Below are 17,992 nucleotides of genomic sequence, written 5' to 3'. Positions count from 1 at the left end.
GTACGAAACCGCCCACTCCTGCAGGTGGGGAGAGGGTTGCGCTTGGAGGTGGGAGAGGGGGATGCGCCGAGGGTGAGCGGCCCCAACGGCTCAGGTGAGCAGGAGGGCTCCGCCGAGGCCGATGAGGCCGACGATGATCGTGACCAGGGCGGCCAGCACGAGCGGGCGACCGCCGAGGTTCTTCAGCGAACGCCACTGCACTCCGCGACCGAGGGCGAACATCGCCATGGCCAGGCACACCGTCTGGATCCAGTTGAGTCCGGTGACCGCGAACTCCGGCAGCACGCCGACGGTGCGCAGAGCCGCCATGATCAGGAAGCCGACGACGAAGAGCGGCACGATCGGCGGTCGCTTGGTTGATGCCGGGGCGGTCGAGGAGGCGGTCATCTGTCCGGTGCGCCCCGAACTGGCACCTGCCGCATCTGACCCGGCGGCCGCGGAACCTGATTCGGCCCCAGCCGTCGTCGATCCATCACCTGTCGCATCCGAGCCGGCGGCCGCCTCGGCGGTGGTGCTGGCCTGCGCTTGTGCCTCGCTGCGGCGCACGGCCCAACTGAACACCGCGACGGTGGGGGCGAGCATGATGACGCGGGCGAGCTTGACGAGAACGGCGATCTCGAGCGCGGCGGGACCGATGATGCCGCCGATCGCGACGACCTGCGCGACCTCGTGGGTGGAGGCGCCGCCCCACATTCCAGCGGTCTCCGGGGACAGCCCCATGGCCGTCGACAGGGACGGCACGACGGCGATCATCAGGGTGCCGAAGAGGACGACGAGGCCGATCGCGGCGGCAACATCCTCCTTCTTCGACTTCAGCGTCGACTCGACTCCGGCGACTGCCGCGGCACCGCAGATGCCGAAGCCGCTGCCGATGAGCACGGCCAGGGGGCGGTCGACCTTGAGCGGTTTCGCCAGAGCCAGGGCCGAGAGGATGCCTGCGGCGACGACGACGGCGGCGAGGACGAGGACCAGCCAGCCGAGATCGAGGATGTCGCCGAGCACGACCTGCGCGCCGAGGGCGATGATGCCCAGGCGCAGCAGCGGCTTCGCGGCGAAGTTGAGGCCGGGGACGAGCGCCTCGGGAAGGTTGGGGACGAGGTTGCCCAGCAGAATGCCCAGCACGATGGCCACAAGCAGCGGGGAGAGCACCGGCAGGAGCATGGAGATCGGCCAGGCGATGGCCGTCGCCGCAGCGGCGATGGCCAGGCCGGGCACGAGGGAGGTGAAGCGGTTCATGACCTCAGTCTGGCAAGGCGCAGTCACGGCCGGTAGACGGCGATTGCGAAGCAACCCATATGCATCTGATATGCCATGATGAGGCTATGCATGATCTCGGGGATATGAAGAAGTGGCCCGAGCTCCAGGCCCTGGGGCTGCTGGTGGCGCTCAGCGGCAATGCGCGGTCGATCGGTCAGGCAGCGGCCATGCTCGATCTGGCCCAGCCGAACGCCTCCCGCAGCCTGCGCAACCTCGAACGCGACCTCAAAGTGCCGCTGCTCAGGCGATCTCCGCGCGGAACCGAGCTCACCGTCGAAGGCCGAGCAGTCGCCGAATGGGCGTCGAAGGTCATCGAAGCCTATGACACCTTGTACGCGGGAGCGCGTGCCATACAGGACGCCCGCGCCGGCACCGTCAAGGTCAGCGCCTCACTGACCGTGGCCGAATACCTCATGCCCCACCGCCTCACGACCTTCCGGGCCGCGCACCCGGACATCGACATCGGTCTGTCAGTGGAGAACTCGGCGACCGTCATCGATAGAGTGCGCAGACAGACCTGCGACCTCGGACTCATCGAATCCGTGTCCCTGCCGACGGGACTCGAGACCGCGGTGGTCGGCCGCGACCGGCTGATGATCGCCTGCGCTCCGCAGTTCGCCGGAGCGTGGACGAAGCCGATCACCGCCGAGGCGCTCGCCGAGGTTCCGCTGCTCGTGCGCGAAATCGGTTCCGGAACGAGAGAGGCCATCGACGCGGCACTGGCATCGGTCGGCGGAGTGACGACGGCGGGGGAGTACGAGTCGAATTCGGCGCTGCGCATCGCAGCGGCCACGTCGATCGCCCCGGTGGTGCTCTCCGAGCTGGCGCTGCGCGATGACTTCCGGGCCGGACGACTGCTGCCGCTGCCGGTCTCCGACAGCCTCGACCTCTCCCGCGAACTCCATGCCGTGTGGTCACCGGCCAGACGGCAGTCCGTGGGAGCCCGGCTGCTCCTCGACCACATGGTCGACAGCCTCGGCTGAGCGGACTTCACACAACCTGGCCGGGCGGCCGCTCGACATGGCGAAGCGGCGCCGAAATGCGTCTGTTACACCGCCGTCGACATCGTGTAACGAGGTGGGCATATATTGGTCGTATGACTTCGCCCGAGCCCGACTCTTCAGCCCGCCCCGCACTCTCCCCGGACACCCTCGTCGTCGAAATCGGGCGCCCTCCGCGCACCGACGGCGCCTCGGTGAACCCGCCGATCGACCTCTCGTCGACCTTTGTGAGCACCGGCGACATCTCATCCTCTCCCTACGCCTACGCCCGCTTCGACACCCCGGCCTGGTCGCCGTTCGAAGAAGCTCTGGGACAGCTCGAACATGCTTCCCTGCCCGGGCTGGTCTTCGGCTCCGGATTGGCAGCGATCTCCGCGGTGATCAGTCTGGTCCCGGCCAGCGGCACGCTCGTCATCCCGGCCCACACCTACCAGGGGGCGCTCGCCTCGGCCGAACAGATCGCCCAGCGGCAGGGCTTCGACCTCGTGACCGTCGACATCGCCGACACCGAGGCGGTCATCGCAGCCCTCGACGAGGCGTCTGCGAAGACGGCGGGACCCGGGATGCTGTGGATCGAATCGCCGACGAACCCGATGCTCGAGGTCGGCGACGTTCCGGCGCTGACGGCGGCTGCGAAGGATCGCGGCTTCCTCGTCGCCGTGGACAACACCTTCGCCACACCGCTGCTGCAGACTCCGCTGGATCACGGCGCCGATATCGTCGTCCACTCGGTGACGAAGTACCTCGCCGGGCACTCCGACGTCGTCCTCGGAGCAGCGCTGACCAGCAGCACCGAACTGCGGGAGCGCCTGCACACCGAACGGTCGATGCGCGGGGCCATCGCCGGGCCCTTCGAGGTCTGGCTCGCCCTGCGCGGGCTGCGCACCCTGGCCGTGCGGCTCGACCGCGCGCAGGCCAACGCCCAGGCCATCGCCGAACGCCTCGCCGCGCACCCGACCGTCACCGAGACCCGCTACCCGGGCCTGCCCGCCGATCCCGGCCACGCCCGCGCGGCAGCGCAGATGAACGGGTTCGGCGCGATCATCGCCTTCACCGTCGACACCGCGGAGAAGGCCACCGCCATCGCCGAGGCGGTCCGACTGTGGACGCCGGCGACCTCCCTGGGCGGGGTGGAATCCCTCATCGAACGTCGTCGCCGCCACCCGGCGGAACCCGAGACGGTGCCCGAGGGACTCATCCGGCTGAGCGTAGGCATCGAGAACCTCGAGGACCTGTGGGCCGACCTCGAGGCGGCCCTGGGCTGACTCCGGCGGTGCCGTCCGCCGAAACACGGGTTGAGTGTTCGAGAGACGCATGTGTGCACGCGTGCCTCGGCGCTCAACCCGTTTTTCGACGGTGAGCGAAGCAGCGCAGACGCAGTTCGGACCTGTGACGCAGATCAACTTAACGTACGTTAAAGTGGCGGTGGAAGCCCCATCATCCACATGGACCACCACCGGATTCGTACGAAGGAGTCGCATTGTCCTCCAGTGTTCTCACCGAAGTCACCGGCGATGTCACGACCATCACCATCAACCGCCCGGAGAGCCTCAACGCCCTCAATGAGGAGACGTTCCAGTCCATCGGCGCAGCCGTCACCGAGGCCGCAGAGAACTCACGCGCCCTCATCCTCACAGGCAGCGAACGCGCATTCAGCTCCGGGGCGGACCTGCAGGGAGGAGTCGCTGAGCGCGAGGGCATCGACCTCGCCGGAGCGAACGCGATCATCGCATCGATCCTCGACCTCTCCATCCCCACGATCGCTGCGGTCTCCGGACCGGCTGCCGGCATCGGGTGTTCCCTCGCCCTCGCCTGCGACTACCTGGTGATGAGCGAGAAGTCCTATCTCATGCTGCCCTTCACGAAGATCGGTCTCATGCCCGACGGCGGCTCCACCGCCCTGGTCGCCGCCTCCGCCGGACGCCACCGGGCACTGCGTCTGGCACTGACGGGAGAGAAGCTGCAGGCCGCCGACGCCCTCGACTGGGGGCTGGCCAGCGAAGTCGTCCCGGCCGGGAGCCACCTGACCCGTGCCGAAGAGGTCGCCGCAGTCTTCGCGCAGGGCCCCACCCTGGCCCTGACCGCTTCGAAGCGAGCGATCAACCGGGCCAGCTTGACCGCACTCGAGTCGTCCTTCGGCCGCGAGGTCGAAGGACAGGACGCACTGCGTGCCAGTGCCGACTTCGCCGAGGGGGTCGCCGCCTTCCTCGACAAGAGGTCCCCGGACTTCACCGGACAGTGACATTCCTCGGACAGTGACACTGGAGACGAAGCGGAGCGTCGGCGCGGCTGTCTCTCCTTGATAACGTTCCGCACCGCTTCGCCCCTCGGAGTCCGCTGCGAGGATAGTCTGACGGTGATGATCGCCCACCGGGGCACCCGCCCACCGGGGCGCCCACCGGGACACCCGCCCACCAGGGCAACCGGGCGTCCGGCGATCGACGGTTCGATCACCCGCCGTTGAAAGTGGTGATCACCCTTAAATCTCTGCCGCGGCCGCAGATCCGCTGCAGGTTCCGAGCGCGAACGAAGGAGTCTCATGCTGACAGGAATTCCGTCCACTCTGGGCGACAGCTACCAGCTCAACACCACCACCCTCATCCGCCATGCGGCCACCGTCTTCGGCACCTCCGAAGTCGTCTACCGCCGTTCGGACGGGTCCTGGGGGCGGTCGAACTACGCCGACGAGTTCAAGCGCATGGCGCAGCTCGCGCACGGCCTCGATGAGCTCGGCGTCGGCGCCGGTTCCATGGTCGGCGTCCTCGACTGGAACTCCCGCCGCCACCTCGAGCTCTACTTCTCGGTGCCCGGTGTGGCCGCGACGATGCTTCAGCTCAATCTGCGTCTGGCGCCCGAGGACCTCGCCTATGTCGTCAGCCATTCGAAGTCCGACTGGATCTTCGTCGACGAATCGCTGCTGCAGGTCGCCGAGTCCCTGGCACCGAAGCTCGACGTCAAGGGCTGGGTCGTGATGACGGACAAGCCGGTCGGTGAGATCGAGACGAGCCTGAGCAATGTCGTCTTCTACGAGGACCTCATCGCCGACAAGCCCGAGACCTACGATTGGCCCGTCATCGAGGAGAAGACCGCCGCCTACGCCGGCTACACCACCGGCACCACGGGGCGGCCCAAGGGCGTCTACTACTCCCACCGGTCCATCTACCTGCACACCATGGGCGGTCTGGCCGCGCTCAATGCGACGTTCGACGACTGCGTCATGCCGATCACCCCGATGTTCCACGTCCTGTCTTGGGGCTTCCCGCAGAACGCCGTGGCCGCCGGAGCCAAGCTCGTGCTGCCGGGCAAGTTCGCCGCCGAGGAGTTCGGCGCCATCGCGCAGGCGTTCATCGATGAGAAGGTGACCCTGGCCAATGGTGCGCCGGCGATCTTCGGCCCGATGCTGCAGATGATGAAGAAGATGCCGCAGGCACCGGACCTCAGCGGTGTGCGTCTCGTCTCCGGATCCTCGGAACCGCCGCTGTCGATGATGCGCGGGTTCAAGGAGATCACCGGCGCGGATGTCATCCACGGCTACGGCGCCACGGAGACCACCCCGTTGGCGACGACGAACTGGAAGCTCAAGCCCGACATGGACCTCACCGAGGAGGAGAAGTGGGATCTCAAACGCTCCCAGGGTCTGCCGATCATCGGCGTCGAGCTCAAGACCGTCGACCCCGAAGGCAATGAGCTGCCCCGCGACGGGAAGTCCATGGGAGAGATCGTCATGCGCGGCCCGTGGATCACTGAGTCGTACTTCAAGCTGCCCGACAATGCCGACCGCTTCCTCGACGGCTGGTGGCGCTCCGGCGACGTCGGCGTCATCGACGAGCACGGGTACCTCAAGATCACCGACCGGCTCAAGGATGTCATCAAGTCCGGCGGCGAGTGGATCTCGTCGATCGACATGGAGAACGCGATCCTCGACAACCCCGACGTCAGTGAGGCCGCCGTCATCGGCGTCCCCGACGAGAAGTGGGATGAGCGTCCCGTCGCCTACGTCGTGGCCAATCCCGGCGCCGAGGTGACCCGAGAGTCGATCATCGAGACGCTCGGTTCCCGTTTCGCCAAGTGGCAGATGCCCGATGAGGTCAACGTCGTCACGGAGATGCCGCGCACCTCGGTGGGCAAGCTCGACAAGAAGCTGTTGCGCAAGAACTGGGAAGAGCGCTGATCACAGCAGAAGCCAGCCGAGCAGTCCGGCACCGATGACGCTCGCCCACGCCGGGACCTTCCACATGGTCCCGGCGACGAACACGGCGACGGCCAGTGCCAGGGCCGCCGGCGAGGTGATGCCCTGGATGAAGACGGGGTCGTAGAGCGCGGCCCCCAAGAGCCCCACGACGGCGGCATTGACTCCGGTCAGTGCCGCCGTCGCCGGTTCCCAGGCCCGCAGCCGCTCCCAGAACGGCAGGACGCCGATGACGAGCAGAGCGGCGGGGAGGAAGATCGCGAGCAGAGCGATACCGGCACCGAGGATGCCGCCGGGTCCCGTCGTCATCGACGCACCGAGGAACGCCGCGAAGGTGAAAAGGGGACCGGGTACCGCTTGGGCTGCTCCGTAGCCGGCGAGGAACGTGTCGTGGTCGACCAGTCCCGTCGGCACGAGTTCGGCTTCGAGCAGCGGCAGGACGACATGTCCGCCGCCGAAGACCAGGGCGCCTGCCCGGTAGAAGATGTCGATGAGTCGCAGGGTCGCGTCCCCAGTCGTCGCAGCCAGGGCAGGCAGCCCGATGAGGAGGGCTGCGAAGGCGATGAGCGAGGCGATGCCCAGACGTCGCGAGGTTCGTGACCCGAGCCGAGGAGTCTCGGCTGCGCCGTCGGCATCGGCAGCCGCGGGTGCAGTGGATGCCTCTGCGCCCGTGGAAGGGCCGGTGTCGGCGGAGTCGGCGACCGCCTCGGCGGGGGTGCGACGGGGACGCACCCACACAAGTCCGAGCACTCCGCCGAGAACGATCGCCGCGACCTGGACGACCGCAGTCGGAACGACGGAGGCGGGGACGACGAGCATGAGGATGAGTGCGACTGCGGCGATGGTGGCGCGCTTGGCATCCGGGGTCAGCGACTTCGCCATCGACATCACCGCCCCGGCGACGACGGCGACCGCCGCGGCCTTGAGCCCGAGCAGCCAGCCCGAATCGCCGACATCGCCGATGGCATCCAGCCCGAGCGCGAAGAGAGTGAGCACGATCGCCGAGGGCAGAGTGAAGCTCACCCAGGCCGCGAACAGTCCGGGAAGACCGGCTCGCCGCAGACCCAGACCCATTCCCACCTGGCTCGAGGCGGGGCCGGGCAGCATCTGGCACAGAGCCACGAGGTCCGCATACTCCCGGTCATCGAGCCACCGTCTGCGGTCGACGAAGGCCTCACGGAAGTAGCCGAGGTGTGCGACCGGACCGCCGAAGGAGGTCAGGCCCAGGCGCAGGAATGACGAGGCGACCTCGGAGGTGCGGTCAGTTGCGGTGGTCATCGGATCAGTGAACACGGCTCAGATGACGCCGAGGTGAACGGCCCGCGCCCGAGTTCAGGGGTGGTGGAGCAGGTACGTGCCTCCCTTGAGGCAGGTGTCGACGACCCAGCCGTCGCCGACGAGCCCGGTCAGCGCGGTCCGCAGAGCCAACCGCCACCGGCTGGCCAGATCCGCGTCCTGACCGCGCAGGTCCTCGATGTCGGAGGGGAAGTCGAGGGAGACGAACTCTGTCTCCTTCGGCACCTCGCTGAGCAGCGGTTCGCCGTCCTCATCGGCGCGCAGGCAGGGGAAAGCCGAGCCGGGATCGGTCGTCGCCACCCGCGCCGGTCGGTCGAGCGGCCACGAGACCATCATCCGGTCGCTGGCCTGACCAGCATTGACTCCATCGCGCATCTGACCGTAGAAGTCCTCGAGGTATTCGACCATGCCGACGCCGAGGCGCTGGAAGTTGAAGTAGGCGTTGCGAGCCACCAGCGGATCGAAGGTCCAGGTCATCTCCGTGATGCCGAGGTTGAGGCACCACAGCCGCTGGTGCAGCTTCATCGCCGAACCGGCGCCGCGGCCGATGACCTGATGGCGCACCCCGGCGATGTGCGAATGCATGACGGTGCCCAACGGCTGCCCGAAGAAGCCGATGGTCACACCGATCATCTCGTCGGGATCGTCGACGCTGTAGGCGGCGGAGACATAGTTTCCGGCGTGCGTGAAGGCGATGATGAGGCTGGGTTCGAACACGTTCGTGCCGGTCTCGTCGACGTTCCACACCTCGTCGAGCAGCATCGACGCTTTGGCCGCCTCATCGGCAGTGTGGATCTCGCGCACCTCGATGCCGGCGGTCTCGGCTGCGGCGGCGTACTCGTCCTCGGCCAGTGCGATGATCTCCGAATCCACTGTTCTCAATCCTGCGTTCGCGCTCATGGTGACATTGTGCCACCGGATCCCGGCCCCGACAGGGCTCACACGGCAACGATTCGACTACGGCGAACGCTGCCGCCCACACCCGTGAAGCAGGTATAGCCTGGACGTATGAGCTCGTCAGTCGCTGTCATCGGTGCCGGAACCATCGGCCGGTCGTTCGCCTATCTCTTCGCCCGCAGCGGGTACACGGTGCGGGTCTTCGACCCGCGTGAGGACCTCGCCGAGGTGGTCGCCGGTCTCCAGGCCGAGGTCACGTCCGCGGCTTCCGCACACGACGAGCTGGCCTCCCAGGTCGGCACCGTCGAACTCGCCGAGACCGTCGAGGACGCCGTGTCCGGCGTGATCTTCGTGCAGGAATCCGGTCCGGAGGATCCGGAGGCCAAACCGGCGCTGTTCGCCCAGATCGCCGAGGCGGCACCGACCGAGGCCGTGCTCGCGACCTCCTCGTCGACGATCCCTGCGTCGTTCATCGCCGAACACCTCGACGCTGCGGCGGCCGCCCGGGTCATCGTCGGCCACCCGTTCAACCCGCCCCACCTCATGCCGCTCGTCGAGGTCGTGCCCGCACCGGCGACATCGCCGGACACTATCGAGGCAACCGTCGACTTCTACCGCAGCTGCGAGCGCGAACCCGTGGTGCTGCGGCAGGAGATCCGCGGCTTCGTGGGCAACCGGCTGCAGAACGCGCTGATGAAAGAGGCGATCGCGCTCGTCGAGAACGGCGTGATCTCCGCACCCGACCTCGACACGGTGATGAAGAATTCGCTCGGTCTGCGCTGGTCGGCCGTCGGACAGTTCGAAGGCATGCACTTCGGCGGGGGAGAGGCCGGCATCCGTGGGTTCATGGACCACATCGGTCCGGCCTTCGCCGCCATCGAGGACCTGCCCGTCGACGTTGACCCGGCCGCGATGGGCGAGATCTTCGACCAGGTCGAACAGGCCTACGGGCCGACCCCGACACCGCAGGCCGCCGCGGTTCGCGACCGGATCCAGCGTGCGGTGCTCGACGCCCGCGGCCAAGGAGTCTGAAGCCTGCTGTTTGGTGACCAAACAGACAGTCTGACTTGGTAAAACAAGGAATCTTCCGGGCGCCCTTCAGCGTTCTCTCAGTAAAGGGACACGAGGCTCGAGGACATCGAGCCTCAGAAGGGAAGTGCCATGAAGACGTTCTTCACCGGAGTGGAATCTCCGGGGATGATCGATTGGGCGAGTATGCCCACCTACAACACCATCATGTCGATTGCCGTCGGCGCAGGACTGCTCGCAGTCGTCCTGTTCTACCGCGAGCTGAGCAAGGCGAGCGTCGCCGGCGGAGACGGCAGCCCGTCGGGTCGAGCGACCGGGTCGACGGTGTCGACGTGGAGAGGACGGGCAGCGGGGCTGAACACCGATGGTTGGGCTCTGACGTTCGGCGTCCTCGGCCTCATCCTCACCGGCACCGGCCTGCACATGAGCCTGACGTGGCCGCTTGCATCAGGTGGATTCGCCTTCGACAACGTGATCTTCGGTGAGACGAGCCTCGCGTTCGGCGTGCTCATGCTCGCCGCGGCCTGGTACCTGTGGAAGCGGGGAGTCGATCTGAAGGCCGATTCCGATCCTCTGGGCCGGGCCGCCAGCACGGTTCGCCCGCTGTCGATCTTCATCGCCGCACTCGGACTGGCTCTGTTCGCCATTGCGCTGGCAGGAATCGTCTACCAGCTCTTCGCGGCTCCGCCGCAGGAGCCGATCTCAGGGGCGTTCGCCGAGCATCCGCTCATCGAAGCGACATTCATGTCGCTGCTCTTCGCCCTCGTGGGAATCGGCGCCGTGGTGTTCCCGTTCGCTGTTCGCGCAGTGCTCAAGGCCCCGGTCGACGCGCCCGTCAAGAGCGGTGCCGTCACCGTGGCCGGAGTGGTCTGGACGATCACCGGTATCGTGTTCGTGCTCTTCGGCGCGATGAACTTCTATACGCACATCGGACTCATCGTCAACACCATGTGACGACAGGGCCGGTGCCGGAAGCTCGGCCTCTGCCGGAGGCCGAGCTTCTGTCGTCGGGTCTCAGACGGCGGCTTGGTAGAAGTATGTGGTGCGTTCGGCGATGAGCCCTTCGGTGTCGAAGAGGAAGAAGTCGGCGAAGCCCACCGAGGTCTCGGTGCCGTCCTTGAGTCGACCGCTGAAGATGCCGCGGCTCGACGCCCGGTCACCTTCGACGAGGATCTCCTGCAGAGAGTGCGAACCGGATTCGATGACCCGCTCGCCGTGGTAGAAGTCCGTGATCTGGCTGCCGACCATCGTCGGGTAGCCGGGACGGTCATAGCTGGCGCCGGTTGAGAACAGCGCCGAGGTGGCGTCGGCATCTCCGGCATCGACGGTGGTGTAGTAACGCTTCACAAGTTCAGTCACACTGGCCATGGTCTTACCGTAGCAGTGACCCGTGACACAGTCGCTTCGAAGCCTGGGCGCAGTCGTCTTGAGGTTCGGGGTGCAGTCGCCCGGCCGGCGCCCGGGGCGCAGTCGTTTCGCATATCCGTTCGCCATCGGGTTAGTATCGACCTGCTAATGATAATGAGTCTCAATAGAAAGTGAACGTGGATGATGAAACGACCTCAGATGCTCATCGGAGCCGCCGTGGCCGCCTCGGCGCTGCTGCTCGGCGGATGCCAGCCCGGTGATGACACGACCGATTACGACGCTGTCGGGAAAGATGAGAAGACCTCCGGCACCGAATCCGAAGCAGACGGGGAGGGGTCCGGAGACGGCCACGCCCAGGAGCTCGCGGGCGCCCAGCCCCGGCTCGTCGCCACCTACGACGGCGGCATCATGACCCTGGACGCGACGACTCTCGAGGTCGTCTCCGAGACGAAGCTCGAAGGCTTCAACCGTCTCAATCCGGTCGGCGACGACCGCCACCTCATGGTCTCCGTGGCCGAAGGCTTCCGCCTCTTCGACGCCGGTGTGTGGACCCAGCCCCACGGCGATCACACCCACAGCTACGCCGCAGACCCCGTGCTCACCGACACCGTCTTCGGCACCGAACTGCCCGGCCACGTCGTCAGCCATGACGGCTCCACAGTGCTCTTCGGCGACGGCGACGGCAAGATCCAGACCTTCGACACCGAGGACTTCGCTGAGGAGAAGCCGACCCCGAAGGTCTCCGAGGTCGACGAACCGCACCACGGAGTCGCCGTGCGACTCTCCGACGGGTCGACCCTGCACACGATCGGCACCGAGGATGAGCGGACCGGGGCGAAGGTCATCGACGAATCGGGCAAGGAGCTCGCCCGCAGCGAAGACTGCCCCGGCGTCCACGGAGAAGCGGCGGCGAAGGATGAGATCATCGCCCTCGGCTGCGAAGACGGCATCCTGCTGTTCAAGGACGGGAAGTTCGAGAAGCTTGACGCCCCGGACGACTACGGCCGCATCGGCAACCAGGCGGGCGATGAGGACTCCCGCTTCATCCTCGGCGACTACAAGGTCGATGAGGACGCCGAACTCGAACGGCCCGAGCGTGTGAGCGTGACGGATACGAAGAAGGGCAGACTCTCGCTCGTCGACCTCGGCACCTCCTACAGCTTCCGCTCGCTGGGTCGCGGCCCCGAAGGGGAGGGCGTCGTCCTGACCACGGACGGCACGTTGAAGATCATCGACCCGGCGACCGCCTCGGTGACGGACGAATACCCGGTCATCGACGAATGGGAAGAGCCCGTCGAATGGCAGAAGGCCCGCCCGACCCTCTTCGTCCAGGGCGAAGTCGCCTACGTCACCGACCCGGCGAAGCAGACGATCCACATCGTCGATCTCGACAGCGGTGAGGTCATGGCCAGCGAGAAGCTGCCGCACGCGACGAACGAACTCACCGGGGTCGCCGGGTGAGGGGACGCGTCCGCTGAGGGGCGTCGCTGCGTATGAGGGGTGTCGCCGCGTATGAGGGACGGCAGCTCCGGCGTCGGGAGAGGGAACACCTCTCCGGCGCCGGGGGCGGCCGCCTCGGTGCCGGCTGACAAGATGCTCAAGAACTCGCCCAGGAGGTGAGACATGGATTGCCGGGGCCGCGCTTCGGCCATAGGTTTGACAGTGACGAAGGTTCAACCCCGAAGCGAAACGAGGACCGTCATGACCAGCACCATGTACCGTGTGACCAACCCGGCGACCGGCGAAGTCGCCGAAGAGTTCGCCACCAACACCGATTCCGAGATCCTCGCCGCGCTCGACCGATCGGCCACGGCCTTCACCGAGTGGGGCCGGACCCCGGTGGCCGAACGCGCTGCCATCCTCACCCGCGTCTCGGAGATCTACGCCGAACGCGCCGAGGAGCTCGCCGAGGTCATCCGGCTCGAAATGGGCAAGTCCGTTCCCGAGGGCAAGGGCGAGGTCCAGCTGAGCTCGATGATCTACAAGTACTTCGCCGACAACGCCGAGGCGTTCATGGCCGATGAGCCGCTGCGCGGACCCAAGGACGCCACCGCGATGATCCGCCGCAAGCCGGTCGGCTCGCTGCTGGGCATCATGCCGTGGAACTTCCCCTACTACCAGGTCGCCCGCTTCGCCGCCCCGAACCTGGCCCTGGGCAATACGATCCTGCTCAAGCACGCCCCGCAGTGCCCGCGCTCGGCCGCGATCATGGAAGAGATCTTCATCGACGCCGGCCTGCCCGAAGGCGCCTACATCAACATCTATGCGAGCAACGAGCAGGTCGCCGAGATCATCCTGCCCGATCCGCGCAACCACGGAGTGTCCCTGACCGGATCCGAACGCGCCGGTGCCGCCGTCGCCGCCGAGGCGGGCAAGAACCTCAAGAAGGTCGTCCTCGAGCTCGGCGGATCCGACCCCTACATCCTCCTCGACTCCGCCGATGTCAAGGCCTCGGCGAGGACCTTCTTCCGCACCCGCATGGGCAACACCGGGCAGGCGTGCAACTCGCCGAAGCGGATGATCGTCATGGATGACCTCTACGACGACTTCGTCTCCTCCATCACCGAGGAGGCCAAGAAGTCCACCCCCGCAGACCCGAGTGAAGAGGGCTCCCGCCTGTCACCGCTGTCGTCGGTGGCCGCGGCCGACCGCTTCGTCGAACAGGTCCAGGACACCGTCAGCCAGGGTGCGACCCTGCTCGCCGGCGGCAAGCGCTACGACGGGGGCGGCGCCTACGTCGAACCCGTCGTCCTCACCGATGTGAAGAAGGGGATGCGCGGCTACTACGAAGAGCTCTTCGGCCCCGCCGTCATCGTCTACCGGGTCAGCAGCGAGGAAGAGGCCGTGGAGCTGGCCAACGACACCCCGTTCGGCCTCGGCGCGGCAGTGTTCTCCGGCGATATCGAGCGGGCCGAACGCGTCGGCTCGCAGATCGATTCGGGTATGGTCTTCCTCAACGCCCCCGAGGGCTCCCGCGAATTCCTGCCCTTCGGCGGAGTCAAGCGCTCCGGAGTCGGCCGCGAGCTCGGACCGCTGGCCATGGACGAATTCGTCAACAAGCAGCTCGTGTACAAGCAGCACTGATCGTGTTGAGGCAGCACTGATCTGCCCGAACCCGACGAGGGTCACGGTCAGACGAGATCACGATAGGGTGCTGAATTGCCGTCAGGGCGCTGTTCCATTCCATGGGACAGCGCCCTGATTGTATGCTGAGTCACACACAGCAAACTCTCAGCGGAGGTCATTCAATGTCGGCACCGAAGCCGTCAACCCAGGTCAACGTCGCAGCCTCGAAGGGGGTCATGCGGCCGATCAACCGATTCCTCGAACAATGGATACCGTCGGCACTGACCTTCGCCATCGTTCTCACCCTCATCGTCGCGGTCCTCGCGCTGATCTTCACCGATGCCGGCCCGGCCGAGGTCGTCACCGGGTGGGGTGAGGGGCTGGCGGGTCTGCTCGAGTTCATGACGCAGATGTGTCTGATCCTTCTGCTCGGGCACATCCTCGCCAACACCGGACCGGTGCGGAAGCTGCTGGCCTGGCTGGCCCGGGTGCCGAGCAACGCTACCTTCGCCTATGTCTTCGTCTTCCTCGTCGCCGCCATCGCCAGCCTCATCACCTGGGGCCTAGGCCTCGTCGTCGGTGCGCTGCTGGCCCGCGAGATCGCGGTGCAGTCGCGTGAGCGCGGCATCAAGGTCCACTTCCCGCTGCTCGTGGCCGCAGGCTATTCGGGCTTCGTCGTCTGGCACATGGGCTATTCGGGATCGGGTCCGCTGACCGCGGCCACCCCTGATTCGTTCCTCTCCGAATCCCTCGGCGGGAAGACAGTTCCCGTGTCCGAGACGATCTTCGCCGGCTGGAACCTGCTGGCCATCCTCGGCGTCATCATCGTCTGCGGTCTCCTCTTCCTCCTCATCGCCCCCAAACCCGGCGCACCGGTCTACGAACTGCCCGCCTCGGTGTCCTCGGAGAAGCAGTCACAGGTCGACGATGAGGTCGTCACCCCGGCTGACCGCATCGACGCCTCGCGCATCCTCACCCTCATCGTCGGTCTCGCGCTCGTCGTCTACCTGATCATCCACTTCGCCCAGGGCGGGGGACTGACCCTCGACATCGTCAACTGGTCGTTCCTCGCGCTCATCTTCCTCCTCGTGCGCAACCCCTTCGAGCTCATCCACCTGACGAAGGGAGCCGCCTCGAACGTCGGCGAGATCCTGCTGCAGTTCCCGCTCTATGCGGGCATCCTCGGCATCATGTCGACTACCGGCCTCATCGCCGTGTTCTCCGATGCTTTCGTCTCGATCTCGAACCCCACCACCTTCGGTGTCCTCGCCCTGCTCTCCGCTGGCCTCGTGAACTTCTTCGTCCCCTCCGGCGGCGGACAGTTCGCCGTGCAGGGGCCGATCATGCTCGATGCGGCCAACCAGCTCGGCGTCGATCCCACGATCGCCATCATGGCGGTGTCCTACGGTGACCAGTGGACGAACATGCTGCAGCCGTTCTGGGCCCTGCCGGTGCTGGCGATCGCCGGGCTGAAGATGCGCGACATCCTCGGCTACACAGTCATCACGTTCCTCGGTGCAGGGGTGGTGATGGCAGCCGCGCTCTTCTTCGTCTCTCTCTGACACGGCTCGTTTCGCGGCGGGTGTGACTGGCTGACCTGCATCGCGGTTGTGCGTCGGGCAGAAAGTGACGGTAAGTGTCTCTGTGGTAACCTCCGATGTTGGCCGCTTTCCCTGATCGGGAGCGGGCGCCGACGGAATTCTTCATTACGCAGCAACCGTTGTTCATGCTCGGTTGAGCACGCCGTTCGACCGGGTCCGATGCCATGACGCGAACGCGTCCGGATAAGGAGCAGAACCATGTCAGCATCAGTCGACACCCCGCCGGGTGAGCCGAAGGGAGACGCGAAGGGCGGTGCAAAGCCCTCGCTGCCTCCGGTGAATAAGCGAGTCTTCCTCGCCGCGGCTCTCGTGGCCCTCGCGATCACCGTGTGGGCTCTCATCTCGCCGTCCAACGCTGAGGGGGTGCTCGGCGCCGTCGTCGGGTGGACCTCCGACTGGTTCGGCTGGTTCTACGTTCTGCTCGTCCTCGCCGTGCTCGTCTTCGTCATCTACCTCGCCGCCTCCCGCTACGGCAATACGAAGTTGGGGCCCGAACATTCGAAGCCCGAATTCGGGCTCGTCGCCTGGGCGTCGATGCTCTTCGCCGCCGGCATCAGCACAGACCTCATGTTCTTCGCCGTGTCCGAACCGGTCACGATGTACCTCACTCCGCCGAGCACCGAAGCCGAGACCGTCGATGCCGCTCGTGAGGCCACGGTGTGGGCGCTGTTCCACTACGGTCTGAGCGGCTGGGGCCTCTACGCGCTCATGGGCATGGCCCTGGCGTACTTCGCCTACCGGATGAACATGCCGCTGGCGATCCGCTCGGCGCTCGCCCCGATCTTCGGCAAGCGGGTGCACGGCGTGCTCGGCGAAACCGTCGACTTCGCGGCCCTGCTGGGAACGATCTTCGGTGTGGCCACCTCGTTGGGCATCGGCGTCGTCATGGTCAACGTCGGCCTCAACACTGTCTTCGGTGTCCCGATCGGCACCGCCACCCAGGTCGGCATCGTCGTCGTCGGCGTCGGAGTCGCGACCCTGTCGGCCGTCTCGGGCGTGGACAAGGGCATCAAGTTCCTCTCCATCCTCAACGTCATCCTCGCCATCGGTCTGAGCCTGTGGGTGCTCGTGGCCGGCAATACGCAGTTCCTGCTCAACGCCTTCGTGCTCAACATCACCGACTTCTTCCGGCTGTTCCCGAACATGGCCGGGCAGACCTTCGCCTTCGAGGACACCGGCACGTGGATGACCGACTGGACCCTGTTCTTCTGGGCCTGGTGGATCGCCTTCGCCTCGTTCGTCGGTCTGTTCCTCGCCCGCATCTCCCGCGGACGGACCATCCGCCAGTTCGTGCTGGGCACCCTGACGATTCCGTTCATCTACATCTTCATGTGGATCTCGATCTACGGAAACTCCGCACTCGACCTCATCCGCAGCGGGGACAAGAAGTTCGGCGAGGCGGTCGTGCTCAGCCCCGAGGGCGGCTTCTACGACCTGCTCTCCCGCTACCCGGCCTTCGCCTTCATCGCGGGCCTGGCGACGGTCACAGCGCTGCTGTTCTATGTCACCACCGCGGACTCCGCGGCCCTGGTGATGGCGAACCTGTCGTCGAATCTGCGCAACCCGTCCGAGGACGGCCGCGCCGGTCTGCGCATCTTCTGGGCACTGGCGACCGGTGCCCTGACGATCGCGATGCTGCTTGTCGGAGGGGTCGGGGCGCTGCAGAACGCGACGGTGATCATGGGCCTGCCCTTCGCCTTCGTCGTCATCCTCGTCATGATCGGGTTGTACAAAGCACTGCGGGTCGAAGCGCACCGTGTCGACAGTGTTGACACGAGCCTGCCGGCCTCCCTGGCTCGCCGTTCCCGCGGACCCGGTCACGAGACGTGGCAGCGCCAGCTCGGCCGTGTCCTGTCCTTCCCGAACGAGTCCCGGGCCAGGGAGTTCGAGCAGAAGGTGCTCACCCCGACCCTCACCGAGGTGGCCGCAGAGATGGAAGGACGTGGCATCTCCTCCCGGTGCGGTCGCGTCGACAGCGAGGGAGTGTTCGTCGACGACGGCGAACTCATCCAGTTCGAGGTCGACGGAGAAGGGGAGTACCCCTTCCGGTACCAGGTGTGGCCGCACAAGGTCAGCGTGCCCTCGTTCGGCGGCATAGTTCCGCGCGGAACCGGTGAGGACTACTACCGCATTGAGGTCTACCTCGACGGCGGCACCGGTCAGGGCTACGACATCATGGGCTACTCGAAGGAGCAGATCATCGATGACGTGCTGGATAAGTACGAACGCCACGTCGAATTCCTGCAGCTGCAGGAGAACATCGCCCACGGCGAGGACTGAACGAGCCG

The 17,992-nt window shown here is 66.4% G+C and carries 14 protein-coding genes; 10 read left to right on the top strand and 4 right to left on the bottom strand.

Annotated elements, in window-relative coordinates; translation table 11 throughout:
- Positions 1-90 precede the first annotated feature (90 nt).
- Positions 91-1,236 carry a YeiH family protein gene (locus L1F31_RS15015; protein WP_265418040.1) on the bottom strand — a complete coding sequence of 382 codons (1,146 nt, stop codon included), beginning with the start codon at positions 1,234-1,236 and terminating at the stop codon, positions 91-93.
- An 86-nt stretch (positions 1,237-1,322) separates the two neighbouring features.
- Between L1F31_RS15015 and L1F31_RS15010 the strand changes: the two genes are divergently transcribed.
- From L1F31_RS15010 to L1F31_RS14995, 4 genes are all read left to right on the top strand, one after another.
- A complete protein-coding gene (locus tag L1F31_RS15010) occupies positions 1,323-2,240 on the top strand; it encodes a LysR substrate-binding domain-containing protein (RefSeq protein ID WP_265418039.1) in 918 nt (305 codons plus the stop codon).
- Positions 2,241-2,353: 113 nt separating this feature from the next.
- Complete coding sequence (locus tag L1F31_RS15005) at positions 2,354-3,523, top strand: trans-sulfuration enzyme family protein (RefSeq protein WP_265418038.1); 1,170 nt, start codon at positions 2,354-2,356, stop codon at positions 3,521-3,523.
- 215 nt (positions 3,524-3,738) lie between these two features.
- On the top strand, positions 3,739-4,500 hold the full coding sequence (locus L1F31_RS15000; RefSeq protein WP_265418037.1) for an enoyl-CoA hydratase-related protein: 762 nt from the start codon (positions 3,739-3,741) through the stop codon (positions 4,498-4,500).
- 297 nt (positions 4,501-4,797) lie between these two features.
- Entirely contained in the window at positions 4,798-6,429 is a 1,632-nt protein-coding gene (locus L1F31_RS14995) for a long-chain-fatty-acid--CoA ligase (protein WP_265418036.1), read from the top strand.
- Here the strand turns inward: L1F31_RS14995 and chrA are convergent, their stop codons facing one another.
- Both chrA and L1F31_RS14985 read right to left on the bottom strand, forming a co-directional pair.
- Positions 6,430-7,725 carry a chromate efflux transporter gene (chrA, locus tag L1F31_RS14990; RefSeq protein ID WP_265418035.1) on the bottom strand — a complete coding sequence of 432 codons (1,296 nt, stop codon included), beginning with the start codon at positions 7,723-7,725 and terminating at the stop codon, positions 6,430-6,432.
- Positions 7,726-7,779: 54 nt separating this feature from the next.
- Entirely contained in the window at positions 7,780-8,643 is an 864-nt protein-coding gene (locus L1F31_RS14985; RefSeq protein WP_265418034.1) for a hypothetical protein, read from the bottom strand.
- 108 nt (positions 8,644-8,751) lie between these two features.
- Between L1F31_RS14985 and L1F31_RS14980 the strand changes: the two genes are divergently transcribed.
- A complete protein-coding gene (locus tag L1F31_RS14980) occupies positions 8,752-9,672 on the top strand; it encodes a 3-hydroxyacyl-CoA dehydrogenase NAD-binding domain-containing protein (protein ID WP_265418033.1) in 921 nt (306 codons plus the stop codon).
- 129 nt (positions 9,673-9,801) lie between these two features.
- The gene (locus tag L1F31_RS14975; protein WP_265418032.1) at positions 9,802-10,623 is read left to right on the top strand and encodes a DUF981 family protein; all 822 of its coding nucleotides are present in this window, start codon (positions 9,802-9,804) and stop codon (positions 10,621-10,623) included.
- Between the two features lie 60 nt (positions 10,624-10,683).
- Here the strand turns inward: L1F31_RS14975 and L1F31_RS14970 are convergent, their stop codons facing one another.
- A complete protein-coding gene (locus tag L1F31_RS14970) occupies positions 10,684-11,037 on the bottom strand; it encodes a nuclear transport factor 2 family protein (RefSeq protein WP_265418031.1) in 354 nt (117 codons plus the stop codon).
- A 180-nt stretch (positions 11,038-11,217) separates the two neighbouring features.
- Here L1F31_RS14970 and aztD point away from each other — a divergent pair, with 180 nt between their 5' ends.
- The 4 genes from aztD to betT all read left to right on the top strand — a co-directional run bounded on the left by aztD (position 11,218) and on the right by betT (position 17,984).
- The gene (gene aztD / locus L1F31_RS14965; protein WP_265418030.1) at positions 11,218-12,498 is read left to right on the top strand and encodes a zinc metallochaperone AztD; all 1,281 of its coding nucleotides are present in this window, start codon (positions 11,218-11,220) and stop codon (positions 12,496-12,498) included.
- A 240-nt stretch (positions 12,499-12,738) separates the two neighbouring features.
- Complete coding sequence (locus L1F31_RS14960) at positions 12,739-14,121, top strand: NAD-dependent succinate-semialdehyde dehydrogenase (protein WP_265418029.1); 1,383 nt, start codon at positions 12,739-12,741, stop codon at positions 14,119-14,121.
- A 164-nt stretch (positions 14,122-14,285) separates the two neighbouring features.
- The gene (locus L1F31_RS14955) at positions 14,286-15,665 is read left to right on the top strand and encodes a short-chain fatty acid transporter (RefSeq protein WP_265418028.1); all 1,380 of its coding nucleotides are present in this window, start codon (positions 14,286-14,288) and stop codon (positions 15,663-15,665) included.
- A 237-nt stretch (positions 15,666-15,902) separates the two neighbouring features.
- Positions 15,903-17,984, top strand: coding sequence for a choline BCCT transporter BetT (gene betT / locus L1F31_RS14950; protein WP_265418027.1), 2,082 nt, complete (start codon positions 15,903-15,905; stop codon positions 17,982-17,984).
- Positions 17,985-17,992 lie beyond the last annotated feature (8 nt).

It is taken from the genome of Brevibacterium spongiae (assembly GCF_026168515.1).
Taxonomy (GTDB): domain Bacteria; phylum Actinomycetota; class Actinomycetes; order Actinomycetales; family Brevibacteriaceae; genus Brevibacterium; species Brevibacterium spongiae.
The sequence above is the reverse complement of the archived record's forward strand: the minus strand, read 5'-3'. Positions and strand labels throughout refer to the sequence as shown.

Coding starts and splice junctions, on each gene's coding strand:
- L1F31_RS14980 (WP_265418033.1), top strand. CDS start 8,752: ATGAGCTCGTCAGTCGCTGTCATCGGTGCCGGAACCATCGGCCGGTCG.
- L1F31_RS14955 (WP_265418028.1), top strand. CDS start 14,286: ATGTCGGCACCGAAGCCGTCAACCCAGGTCAACGTCGCAGCCTCGAAG.
- L1F31_RS15015 (WP_265418040.1), bottom strand. CDS start 1,236: ATGAACCGCTTCACCTCCCTCGTGCCCGGCCTGGCCATCGCCGCTGCG.
- L1F31_RS15010 (WP_265418039.1), top strand. CDS start 1,323: ATGCATGATCTCGGGGATATGAAGAAGTGGCCCGAGCTCCAGGCCCTG.
- betT (WP_265418027.1), top strand. CDS start 15,903: ATGTCAGCATCAGTCGACACCCCGCCGGGTGAGCCGAAGGGAGACGCG.
- L1F31_RS14970 (WP_265418031.1), bottom strand. CDS start 11,037: ATGGCCAGTGTGACTGAACTTGTGAAGCGTTACTACACCACCGTCGAT.
- aztD (WP_265418030.1), top strand. CDS start 11,218: ATGATGAAACGACCTCAGATGCTCATCGGAGCCGCCGTGGCCGCCTCG.
- chrA (WP_265418035.1), bottom strand. CDS start 7,725: ATGACCACCGCAACTGACCGCACCTCCGAGGTCGCCTCGTCATTCCTG.
- L1F31_RS14985 (WP_265418034.1), bottom strand. CDS start 8,643: ATGAGCGCGAACGCAGGATTGAGAACAGTGGATTCGGAGATCATCGCA.
- L1F31_RS15005 (WP_265418038.1), top strand. CDS start 2,354: ATGACTTCGCCCGAGCCCGACTCTTCAGCCCGCCCCGCACTCTCCCCG.
- L1F31_RS14995 (WP_265418036.1), top strand. CDS start 4,798: ATGCTGACAGGAATTCCGTCCACTCTGGGCGACAGCTACCAGCTCAAC.
- L1F31_RS14960 (WP_265418029.1), top strand. CDS start 12,739: ATGACCAGCACCATGTACCGTGTGACCAACCCGGCGACCGGCGAAGTC.
- L1F31_RS14975 (WP_265418032.1), top strand. CDS start 9,802: ATGAAGACGTTCTTCACCGGAGTGGAATCTCCGGGGATGATCGATTGG.